Origin of the sequence: Paenibacillus xylanilyticus, assembly GCF_047246825.1 — a bacterium.
Taxonomy (GTDB): domain Bacteria; phylum Bacillota; class Bacilli; order Paenibacillales; family Paenibacillaceae; genus Paenibacillus; species Paenibacillus xylanilyticus_B.
In genome coordinates this window covers 35,720-48,012 of record NZ_JBFOLB010000011.1, presented here as the reverse complement: position 1 = coordinate 48,012, position 12,293 = coordinate 35,720, and the positions used below count along the sequence as shown (strand labels likewise).

Genomic DNA, 12,293 nt, shown 5'->3' with positions numbered 1-12,293 from the left:
TCTTACGGATACTAATGATATTTTTTAAAACGTTTGAAGTGATAGAGCTATAATCTAGAGTTCGTGCATTGATTCAGTTTTAACGAGCAATCGCGCATGAAAGCTGCATGGCTTTAAGCTCTGTCTCTGCCTTATTTGTTATTCAACACAACACAATTAATTCCATTGCTTCACTTAGCTTAATAGATTCAGAACGGTTAATTACATATTGGAAACCCTTGGTGATTACTTACAGTGAATTTTTTATTTTAAAAAACGGCGGTATCCTTCATACTACCTAGGCCATCTGTAAAACAAAATAAAAGAAGGAGCGAGCAATAACTATATGCCCTCCTTCTTCTATATTGTCTGTGATATCTCAGTCCACCCTAAAATGATAAGGAAGTATGAGTATTTTTAATTAAATGCATCCGATTACAATGACCATAATATCAGTTCAACAACTTGATCTTAAAATAATTTCGATTTGCGGGTAGTAAATTGCTCCACTCTCATCACCTTATCTAGGTCGATTCGTCCCGTTGTTCCTTGTAGCCATTCTCCATTACCCGTCCAGCTAACATCAACTACTCTCTTCAAATCAAAAATCCGTTCCCAGCTCTTTTCTTTCGTCAATTTTAACACCCCTTTTTCAAACTCAGCTGCTTCATGTTCATTATCAGAGCAAAACCCAGCGTTAAGTACTATGTTCCACCTATCAAGATCGGACAACAGAACATCTTTCTCATTGAGATCTATGGTCAATCTTACGCATGTAGTTCCTCCCTCAAAATGTCCCGTAGATCTCATATCCGGCTTTTTAATCCAAAGCCAGATAGGGTATTCTCCTTTATAATGTGGTAGTCTAGCTTTCATTTGTTCCATCATCCATATGTATTGTTCTGGAAACAATAAATGTTCAGAATTCCCCTCCAGGTAACCCTTTTCTTGTGCTTGTTTCCAAACCTCTAATGTCTGCATGCTCCAATAAATCATTTCTGACGTACCTCCACACATTAACCCTTGTTTGTAAGATCTTCACTTTATCGTTCCGTTTCGTTATGATGCTCTTTAGTTGAAGAAACTGTCATATTGACTTTACTAAACTCTCGTTCGCTTAATGACTTGTGATCGGTTCTCCGCGTCGTCTGTAACGGCAAGGATTGAAAGAAATACCATCCAACCATCCTCGAATAAGTTATTTCCGACCCAGCTCGTTTCAAGATCTCCTTCACAAAATCACTCTTAGCGTTTGTGTATCCCGCTCGGTCTCTATAAAATCGTTGTGCAAGTCCTAACTTCAACTCACAGTGCTTTTTAGCATCCTCGGGATGGCATATTAAGTAATCTCGGACAGTATGTGACGTTTATATACGGCGTTTTCTACAGTGCATATATACAAGTAATGCCAAGGTACATTACTTGGAGGGAAAAAAGCCTCCTAGCCTGTTGCCCATTAAATCACCTTCATAAGCATAGCCAAAAGTTGTAAGTCTTTGAATGGCTATATGAACATCATTTTGATTAGACACGACCACAACCCTATCAACAATCGGTTTAGTTTAGGTGCTAACCCCTGAAAACGAAGTACTCCCAACGTGTTCTATTGTGACAATATGATCATTCACAACCGGTAGTACAAAGTATCGTAACTTTACAAATAACTGAGCCTAATTGGGGTCATATGGAACGACTTGTACATTTGAAGCCATAAAAAAATCACCCTCCACTGAATTTTGCGATAAGTAGAAACAGACCTGTAGATCAATACCACTTCAAGTAATCTTTCAGATATATATCATATTCGTGAAGTAATAAGGAGCCCCTTTTCGAGAGGGCATTTTCATTGTTAGGTGGGACGAAAGTATGAGCGTCGTCAAATCACAGCAGGATTTTGGTATCTTGCCGGGCAGGGTGCTCCCAGCGGCGTTTCTAGATCTGATCGAGAACTACTTTCTACAACTTATGGTTAATTGAAAGACGAAGATGAGAGTCCGTTTCTTCAGTGCATAGACGTCTATATCGTCGTTCTCGAAGCGGGAGATAACCTTAGTGATCTCGGCAACGTCGGATCCAATCGCGAAAACACACTCTTGTCATTCGGCCCGGTGTGGGGAGCCAATCGATCGGACCGTCCCATTATTTCAACACTCCTGATAATTTCTTGATGATTTGTTTTTTTATAGATCATTTTAAGGTCCTAAATCAAGGTGCATCTTAGCTTCCGCCTTATCCCAAGGCACCGAGTAACCCGCCCCCTTGGCGCAAAAGATGGAGGAAGATGTATATAGTGGATCCGCCCCTTTGCGGTAGCCTATCTGCTCTATGACTTCCTCCGTATTATGGCAGCGGTCGTAGCCGCTGAACACACAGCGGATGCTACCTCTTCCATGCGTAAAGGATGCAAATTCTACACTGTAGTTCATGAAAGTTGACACGGGCACTCTGCCCGTGACCACCGCTTGCGTTCCAACTGTCTCCGGCGGATTAAAATTACCTGAAGCACGTTGAATATCGGATAGAACCCTACCCATTTCATCGATAGCGACTTTAATTTTGAAATCGTAATAGGGCTCCAGCAGCACGTTGTCCGCTTTCTCCAGACCCTGTCGTAGTGCCCGAAAGGAAGCCTCACGAAAATCGCCGCCATGGGTATGTTCTTTATGCGCCCGGCCCCTGAGTAAAGTGATGTTCACGTCGGTGACCGGCATGCCGGTCAGCAGTCCGTGATGCTCCCTTTCGTAGAGGTGATTCCGAATCAGATTCTGATAATTGACATTCAGATCATCGGCATGGCATATGCTATCGAACGTGATGCCAGCGCCTCTTTCTCCCGGTTCAATCTGCAGATGCACTTCCGCATAATGTCTGAGCGGTTCGAAGTGGCCATACCCTTTCACAGCCGATTTAATGGTTTCCTTATACAAGATTTCCGGTTGTCCAAAAGCGATAGTAAAGTCAAACCGCTCTCTAACAAGCTGCTCCAGCACTTCTAGTTGAATCAATCCCATGACGCGGATAGAAATCTCTTGCAATTTCTCATCCCAAACGACGTTGAGAGACGGCTCCTCAGCCTCCAGTGTGCGGAAAGCACCGAGCACCTTCTGTACATGTATCGAATTGTCGAATAATACCCTCGATTGTAATGTCGGCTCCGAATCGTAAGCTAACTTGTCTGTTATCGACCCAAGGCCTTGTCCGGTTTCGGCGGCGGACAATCCGGCAACTGCAAACAAATCGCCAGCTTCAACTTGTTCCACTGACTGCGATTTAAGACCGTTAAATAAGAAGAGCCGCGTAACTTTTTCGTTATATTGAACCCCGTCACTCTCATAACTAAGCTGTTCTCTCACCTTCAACTGACCACCTAGTGCCTTAATGAACGTGAGTCTTGCTCCACCTGCATCATGCCGAATTTTATAAACCCGCCCCTGGAACAATTCCTCTTCGTCATATGTGGTTGTCGTTAGCGAATGTAACTGATCCAGAAATTCAATAATGCCTGTGTCCTGAAGCGCAGATCCTTTAGCACAAGGAAAGAAAAGGCCCGCCGCTGTCATCCTTTGCATGGCCCCTAACCAGAAGTCAGAATCATCTATCCCCTCCAAAAATGCTTCCAGCAAAGCTTCGTCCCGCTCTGCCATGGTCTCACGCAGCGATTCGTCGATTATGCCGTCAGCGAAGCCCTGTGTAATGCAACATACGTCACCTGTCAACTGCTGACGGATATCCGCCTCGGTTCTGCCTGCATCCGCTCCGATCCGATCCGTCTTGTTGATGAAGAAAAACGTTGGCACCCGATGCTTGCGTAGCAGCTGCCAGACTGTCTCCGTATGGCCCTGGACACCTTCAACTGCGCTTACAATCAGTATGGCATAATCAATGACCTGAATTGCCCGCTCCATCTCCGGGGAGAAATCGACGTGTCCTGGCGTGTCTATTAAATAGTAGCTATCTCCTTTATATTCTAGTACCGCCTGATCTGCAAACACGGTAATGCCCCTTGCACGCTCGATGTCATGGCTGTCCAGAAAGGCATCCTGATGATCCACCCGCCCTCGCGACCGGATACTGTTCGTATGATACAGCAGCTGTTCCGCAAAAGTTGTTTTACCTGCATCCACGTGGGCAAACAGGCCAATCGTTAGTCGCTTCATCGAATCCCACTTTCAACAATTCTTGTTTTTACTGTTCTTTTTATTAAAGCATAGAAATCGGGAGAATGGATAGGAGTTGATATAGAGAAGTAGTGGAATTGAGCATAGATTGTGTGTTCAATGATTTTACATGCTCTAACATACCTTTGTATACAGTCAGTCTACTCATTATCAAGCAACTGACATGTTTAAGTATGATTAAAACGGAAAGATACTGGGACGACTTGCTTTAGGGCAAGACAGTGAGTATCACGAACGTCAAAACACCTTTTAAGTAACGCAGCCAGTCGTCGATCATCAAATAACGATTGGTTATTTAGTTTCTTAGAGTACAAATCGAGTTACAGTGTGGGCTTGCACAACCAACGCTCTCTCGCGTCCTTTATTTCTAAATGTCGAGAAGTATACTTTATGATCTATATTTCATTACCTGCCCGTTAGCTTAAAGAAAAGCAGCCAATCACATTGACCAGCTGCTAGCTTGATTATTCAATTAACGTTTCCCGTTGGTTTAACGAGTATTAAAATGTGATATTTTCACATATATAAGTGCCAAGCAGGTCTGCAGGCATAAAAAGTAGGCGAAACAGTTTTCCTGCTTCGTTTAACATATGAATTCACTACCTCGAGACAACCTGTTTAAGCAATTTCTTGTATTTCTGGTTCCATTCTTTGATTTCTTCATCCATCAGCGAGCCAAAATGAGTAGATAATACTTCTAATCTCATATCAAAGACTTCTTGGACAACCTTTCTGCCTATATCACTAATTTCAAGAACAACAAAGCGGCGATCATACGAATCGCCTGGCGTCCTTTCAGTAAAATCTTTTTTAATCAACCAGTTGCATATAACCGTTATTCCTCCAGAAGTAATATGCAACGGCTCATATAATTCTTTTGCACGCTTTTGCCCTTCAGAACTAACATTTCCAGTATGCTTACCTCGGTCAAAGAAAGGTTCAATGATTCTTGGGAATTCCAGTCGGTCAACCAAATTTTATCAAACATGGAGGACTTGAGTGCCTTTTCAATCAGCAACTCTTCTCTTCGCTCTTTTTTTCTCCACTAAATTCAGCACTCCGTTTAGATTTCTGATCGTTATTTTATTATATAAAACACTTAGTTTGTATTTGCACTCGGCTCAGTCTGACAAAAAGTCAAAAAGGATGCTCAGAAAATTTGAACTAACTGTCATACTCTAAAAAGAAATTGAGATAGCAGCTGAGGCTAGTGATAAACATAACATAATATAACGATAACTGTGATTTGGAGCCCATTTGCAAAGGGCGAATTTATGAGCTACTATTGCTTTTAAAATTACTCTTATGAGCCTTGAGATTATCCTGCCCGTTAGTTGTATCCTGAACTCTTCGGGGCCAAGAGAGAAAAACAGTTAACCTTCCGGGGTACCTTACCTAATAAAAAACACGTTATCTTTCACAAGGAGAGAACAACGTGTACATGAATTAATTTGAAGCAAAAAAGGGCATGATACCTAAAATCAAATAAACTATTGCATAGTATTGCAGGGGAATAAAAAAAAGTGTATGGCGATTTCCTAACTTGTACCGCTGTCCTGTTTTTTCATGCGTAAACACTTCATCTTTATCTTTATTCAAATGCTTACCAATAAACCATATTAGTATGGCTGATAAGGCAAGGCCAATAAAATAATACCAACGTGCGTTTTCATCAGTAAATCCTAAAGAAGCAAGCAAACCAGCGACAACCACAGGGAAGATAATACCGAGAATTCCCCATCCTTTCCAAAGAATCATTACCGTCATCCTTTCTAGTTGATTTGAATTATGTAATATATCCAAATAAAGGATACTTCCTATATAAAATATGAATCAAGGGTTTCTCTTCAAGAGTACAGCTAACATCTTGAGTTTGTTTATGAGTGGTTCAGAATTGCTCTTCCGTAGGCTCTTTCAGGAAATTATAATAATACCCTCTTGGGTGTCTTTATCATTCTGATGGTAACCCTACCATCTCTTTAACTTCCAATATTTTGGTCGCAGCTTGCTTTAAAGCTAGCTCAGAATCGTTTTTATATTTTTCTTGGTCGCCAGTTCCCATTTTGAAAGCAATTTTTGCTGCTTCCATTTCGCTGTGGAAATACTCAGCTAATGCAAGGCTGGCGTTTTCCAACGTTTTACCAACATCCTCAGGCAGGCCGTTTATATCTAGAATATAGCCTGCTTCATAACTTAGATTATCCAAAGTATCGATAAACTCTTGTTGTTTTTCTTCCAATGTTGCTGTGTTTAATGTACCTGCTTCATTTTCGCTCATGTAGACCTGCATCTGATCAGCTGCATTCCGAAGTTGTTCCAGTAGCTCTCTGGATCCTTCATCGTACGTTTTCACTACTTCCTTTTGTTCTTCTACACTCAAAACTCTGGTTTCGTACACCTGGGCTGTCTGAGTTTTTGTTTCTTTAGTACTGGTATCAGTACAAGCCACAAGGGCTACTGCCATTAAAAATAATAATAGTATGTTTTTCAAAAATACTCCCCCTCAAAGGTACAATATGAGAAGAAAGCCCAAAAGATCTACTAATATTTACAATTTGGCTGCCTTCCCATCGTGAACCTATACGGTTTTTTCGTTCCTCCGATTTCAACAAGCGAGCTCTAGCGTATAGAAGTTCTCAATGAACAGGGCTTATTATTCCGAAATGCTACAAAGTCACCAGACGTGTAGCAAATTTAAGCAGTCCTTTTTCCTTGAGGTCTGACACACGATTTTCAAATGAATAACATCTATAAGTACTCACTTCTCCATTTTTGACCTATGCAGTTTGAATGAAGGTGCCCAAGGCTGCTTGGCTTTAAGCGAACCGTTGCTTCGCTATCAGAGTGACCCCCGAAATACTACATCCCCGAGGTCTGCAACCTGCTTCTTGAGTTGCAAAGCAAAGGCTCGCCGCAATGTATTTGGGCTAATTCTCTAATTCGTTTGTCTGCCAGATAATGATGCCAAAATTCACTTCGAATGTCAATATATGAGCAATAGATTCTAATTGCCGAGCTTTTCAGAATGCATCCTCAATTCATTTATGCTGCAATTTAGCCAAACTAACCTGCCCGTTAGATTAATGAAAAGATAGCCGATCTGATTAACTTCTGGCTGTCCACTTTTTTATATCGTAAGTCTTATAAATACCCAAAGGCATCATCCACAGTAAAAATAATACAAAAATAAAATTTATAAAAAACAAGTTTTCAAACCCTGTAAAGGCAGGAATCCGTTAATTGTATGTATTAGAACGTATAAAGTTATTTCAGCTAACCTAACTAAATTAGTTTTATGGTGTCAGTTAAAATTCATACTACTGTATTCGATACTTTTAACTTATCGAAGAAAACATTTTTTTCAGTCAAATCTACTTTTTTCTTTGTTAATTCGATTTTCACAAGTTCAATTGCCATTACACGTGCTTCTTCGATAGTATTTCCCCTTACCCCGAGTCTTAATGCAGGAATATAGGCAGTTACCTGCGCTGATCCCATTTCAATTTCGAACATAACTACTAGTTCAACGTTATTAATTTGAATAGTTTCAATCTGTGCGTCAATCTGAATACCTACACCTTGAAGGCAGCCATTCTCAATCTCAATCTCAACGAGATCCATAGCGTTTATAAGAGCCTCTTCGATTGTATCCCCATGAACACCCAGTTTTAAAAAAGGGATGTATGCTGTCACGTTCTGTTCAGCGCGATCCTCTTCAAACATAACTAACATTTCCAACTCATTCTTCATTTCATATCCCCCTTTAATGTAATTAACGCGGATGTTAGCTTAAGAAGTTGAACACGTATAAGTATCTATTGAAAATCGATATAAAAATTAAAAAACCATCGAAACACAAAAAACACCCTATTCGGTGTCTATGTCTCCATGGCTAAATAGCACAAATATATTATGTACCAGTTCACACTAGTAATTACTCCATCACTGTCTAATTGGGTGACAATGAAAATAAACTAATTCGTATTAATCTATTTATACTACAATTCACATTTTTCGTCAAACAATCAGTTGATAAGCTAAATTAATGGATATATTACCATTTACCTGTGTGGTTAGTCGACAAGCACCATATAATCGCATTCACTTTCATCTTTATTCAGAACAGAGGATGTAATTGTATCATATACCATTTGCATAACGGGTTGTGTAATATCATCCCGGAGATTAACGAATCTCAGTATTAACTCTGTATCCTGCTTTCGCGACCGTTTTAATGAATCACTGAATCCATCGATCATTGCACAGCACGTATGTATCTGCTCCATGTATTGAAATTGGTCTATCTCTCCTTTGTAGAATCGTTCCGTTATCATCTTCACTGTTTCTTTAGCCGAAATTTCAATCTCTTCTATAGTGTTCATGTCCCTCACCCAACCTTTCTTCTACTTTGTTTTTTTATTTATTGAGTACTCATCGATTATTATTAGTTATTAGAATATTTCACAAGTAGATTATCACTCACTTTAGAACCTCATGTTTGTTTTCTTGGAAGGGCTGTACGCTCTTCCAAGAGTAAGATGATTAGATACCTGAAGAGAGTGTAAATGTAAATTAGGACTTATACATACGTCCACCTTCTCGCGATAATACCACTAGATTGCTCCACTTCTTTGAATGGTGAGAGCAGAAAATCCACATTGGATTCATTCTGCATTTGCCTATGTCTGCAGCGTGAAAATCGAAAAAAGAGCGAAAAAATACGAGCAAGTTATATTTTCCAAAAATCTCATTCCGTTCTCCTTCCTATTAAAGGGTGGGGCAGGTTGGCTGCCCCGAGTATTTTAATGTGGAGCTTGCGCGCTGAAATCATCGCGGCTGGATTGGTCCGCATTATAGAACACGATGTCTCCGTCACGAAGATTGAACACATTCATGGACGAATCCAGGATGTTCGGACGGTATCCTTCCAGTCTCCATTGATTCATGAGCGGTGCGTTAATGTACTGTAGATGCGGATCCTGCAGGTTTCCATTCTGAATCGATTCAATATCGAAGTTGACTACGATATAACCGTCCTTCAGGAAGATGGGAGACTTGTCAGTAAGTCCGCCATGGAGCCGGCCATATTCGGCTAAGTCTGTTCCTTGTGCAACTACATAGCTGTCTGCAGAAATGCTATACTCCCCGTACCATTGCTGAATGGATGCATTTGCTCGTTCCGGAGTGACCGTTGCGTTGGATGGGATCTCCTTCGGTCCAATCAGTGTTTTGAGTTGTTCCGGAAGCAGCAGCTGAGCGTATCCACCAACCGGCGTTGGCTTCTTTGTGTACTTGAGAACGTAATTTCGCATATAGAGATCTCGATCCGTGCCGGCTTGCTGGTCTGCTGTTAAGTATTGATCGTACCGCCAGTATCCTGCATTTTTGATATCTCCCTGCGGCACGCTGCGTAAGCGCTCGTTCAAGATGACATAACGCTCAACCTTATCTTCCGGAGATCCGATTTTTATGAATGGTTGGTCGTTGGTTTTGTAATACAGATCCACCGGAATAGGTGCACCACCATTCTTACTTACGTATGTTAATGTCGGTGTTATCCGAATTCCATCTTTAGTTCCAAACATGTTACCCATGGTTTTGAAGTCGAATTTAAAATGATATCCTGTCTTAACAGCTACATTTTTCATTCCTGTCAATGGGTTACTGCCTGCTCGGATTGGCAGCGTATAGGGTTCGTTATTTCCTCGCGGAGCTCCATCGATGCCATTTTGGCCAACCCAGTAGCTCATGCCTGTAGAGTCCTTGCTACCGATGTATGTTCGGAAGACACGTTCCCAGTTGTAATCTGCAATGTCCGTGATATGGAAGTCATACAATCGTCCAATAACTTCAACACTCACTTGATCGACTGCTGCGTGGTTTGCGAGATTCAGGTTGGCATCCTGCTCGTAGCTGTATCCTTCTGGCGCATTTTCTGCAATGTTCCGGAAATATACCTGGTAGTCACCTTCATCGACCCAAACTGGCAGCTGGAACGTGGTATCTAATTGGTACACCGGGATATCAATCCAGGTGTCTTTAGGGATCAATTGACTTTTCGACTCATTGTATACGTCGAATGGGAATCTTACCTGCTTGGTCCGGAAATATTTCGCGTAATCCCTGTTGCCATACCCCGGATACTGTGCCACATCTAAATGCTGACCAGATGTTGGGATCCGGACAATGAATGGCCTATCCAAAATCAGCGCTGACCGACTCATATTTGGCTTCGTCTTCTGATTGTGTGGCTGATCGTCAGACACCGCAGAATAGTTTACCACTGGCGTATGCACGGTCACTGTATTTATGCCGTTAATCTCGTACTCCAATTCCTCTTCTTCGGTGTTAATACTGCCCGCAGCCATGATAAACTCGATTTTTCCTGTGCTGACCTCATCTTTCTTGTTGACCTTGTTGGACGGAATGTAGTTGTACGGGCTGTACAGTACATCTTTTCCGATCTCTCCTGGAGCCGGAATGTTCCCAGGCTGAGGTCCACTTTTGGCCACACGCTGTTTATTCATGATCGTTTGCCCTTTAAAAATCAGTGAGTCATTCTCAACTTGCACATCCGGAACAGCTGCTTCAGCTATGCTTTGCAAATTGTCTTCGTCCATGGATGGTTCACTCGTACCACCGTCTTTGCTCCGAGAAGGTGCAATTACCGGGCTTGGATTGTTAGCTGGATAGAAATAGCCTGTCGTTTCCGCCTGAAATTCCGGTGGCACGTATCCAGAAGGTTCAATTGATATTTGACTACCCGAAAAAGCATATTGCATCAATGTAGCTTTCTTGATGTTATAGACACTAAGCTCATCGATAGCCCAATAAGAGTATGGCCGAACTACTTGGTATGTTGGTCGTCTTACATCTAGTTTTGATCGCGGAACATCATAGACAGTCCTGGTACCACCGTCTTCTGTCGGAACCTCTCGCGGATCTTTCCACGTCAGTGTCCAATTTTCTTCGACAACCACCGTATAAGTGCATATCCCTGATATCTCCACAAATTTGTTTTGAACCAAGTAGTCTTTGCTAAAGACGTTACCATACAGGCTTTCTGAAGTCGGTATGCCCTTTAACACATCAAAAGGTTCGCTTCCTCGTGCATCAGCCTTAATAACTCCTGTTGCGGCCGGATCCATATACTTGCCTTCCAAAGTACGACCAGGTTCTGGCTTTGTACAAACCAGTCCTGGACTCGGATTGTCTGGTATTGTTGTACCGCCTTTCGGTTCATAATAAAAATTCAGATAATATATAGGAAAAGATCCATTGTATTTAAAGTTCCCAGGGTCTCCCGCGCTTGGTCTACCGCCCGAAGGCGGCGACACAGTACTTTTTTTATATCCTGCATACGTATAATTGCTCCCTGGATCAGTATGGACAAAGTTATAATCTTTGTTCTTTTCCAGCTTTTCTTCTCGATCAACAAAATGTTCGACTCCATTCAACCTTTGACCAGTTGTAGTCCAGTGCTGAATGATGGCTTTTCCCTCTTCAGGTTCTAGCTCGATAGTGAACAAAGTTGGAAAATAGTATCGGAAACCTAACACTCCAGGAGCAAACGGTGGAGTACCAGGTTTTTGTTCTTGTTCATACTTTCTATCAACTGCTCTAACCGCATCTAATACGCCGTTCAAAACATACACATTTAACTTAGCTGAATTTGTCCCTATGCCCGTAACTGGCGTCTGTTCATAAGTATAGCGAACCTTAGAAGTGGCATCTTGATAGTATTTCTTATCATTTTCCGCTAGTTCTCCCGTCCGTGAAGCATTAAAGGTTTCATCAGCGTAATCCCACCCAAAGTCAAACTGACTTACTTTCACAGACTTAATTTTACGAGTTGATGAAAATGTGAATTCATAAGGGCCGCCATCAACTCTTCGTACAGTATCACCCGGTTTATATCCTTCATCAGTCCAAGTACCTCCTGAACTTCTCCAAACTTCGTAATATACCATTCCTACAAAGTAGTAAATATTTGACTTAGCCGGATCCTCATCTTGATAAAGTCGATTAAAGCCAATTGCTTCAGCCTGTCCAATACGAAACGTAAAAATCGTAAGAATGGAAGACAAGATAAGTACCACACTAAGCAAGGAGTTAATGGTTTTCTTCATCCCTATC

The 12,293-nt window shown here is 41.5% G+C and carries 8 protein-coding genes and 1 pseudogene; all 9 read right to left on the bottom strand.

Annotation, left to right across the window (positions count from 1 at the left end):
- Positions 1–450 precede the first annotated feature (450 nt).
- The 9 genes and pseudogenes from AB3N00_RS29375 to AB3N00_RS29335 all read right to left on the bottom strand — a co-directional run bounded on the left by AB3N00_RS29375 (position 451) and on the right by AB3N00_RS29335 (position 12,286).
- Positions 451–975, bottom strand: a complete 525-nt coding sequence (locus tag AB3N00_RS29375; RefSeq protein WP_413037670.1) for a DUF3841 domain-containing protein — start codon at positions 973–975, stop codon at positions 451–453.
- A 47-nt stretch (positions 976–1,022) separates the two neighbouring features.
- Positions 1,023–1,325: pseudogene (locus AB3N00_RS29370) on the bottom strand (GrpB family protein); the annotation flags it as partial.
- Positions 1,326–2,171: 846 nt separating this feature from the next.
- Positions 2,172–4,136: a GTP-binding protein gene (locus AB3N00_RS29365; protein ID WP_413037669.1), complete on the bottom strand. Its 1,965-nt coding sequence runs from the start codon at positions 4,134–4,136 to the stop codon at positions 2,172–2,174.
- A 620-nt stretch (positions 4,137–4,756) separates the two neighbouring features.
- Positions 4,757–5,131, bottom strand: a complete 375-nt coding sequence (locus AB3N00_RS29360) for a MarR family winged helix-turn-helix transcriptional regulator (RefSeq protein WP_413037668.1) — start codon at positions 5,129–5,131, stop codon at positions 4,757–4,759.
- 472 nt (positions 5,132–5,603) lie between these two features.
- A complete protein-coding gene (locus tag AB3N00_RS29355; RefSeq protein WP_183524447.1) occupies positions 5,604–5,915 on the bottom strand; it encodes a hypothetical protein in 312 nt (103 codons plus the stop codon).
- Between the two features lie 193 nt (positions 5,916–6,108).
- A complete protein-coding gene (locus tag AB3N00_RS29350; protein WP_413037667.1) occupies positions 6,109–6,648 on the bottom strand; it encodes a hypothetical protein in 540 nt (179 codons plus the stop codon).
- Positions 6,649–7,469: 821 nt separating this feature from the next.
- A complete protein-coding gene (locus AB3N00_RS29345; protein WP_413037666.1) occupies positions 7,470–7,907 on the bottom strand; it encodes a hypothetical protein in 438 nt (145 codons plus the stop codon).
- Positions 7,908–8,230: 323 nt separating this feature from the next.
- Complete coding sequence (locus tag AB3N00_RS29340) at positions 8,231–8,539, bottom strand: hypothetical protein (RefSeq protein ID WP_413037665.1); 309 nt, start codon at positions 8,537–8,539, stop codon at positions 8,231–8,233.
- Between the two features lie 420 nt (positions 8,540–8,959).
- Positions 8,960–12,286 carry a DUF5704 domain-containing protein gene (locus AB3N00_RS29335; protein ID WP_413037664.1) on the bottom strand — a complete coding sequence of 1,109 codons (3,327 nt, stop codon included), beginning with the start codon at positions 12,284–12,286 and terminating at the stop codon, positions 8,960–8,962.
- Positions 12,287–12,293 lie beyond the last annotated feature (7 nt).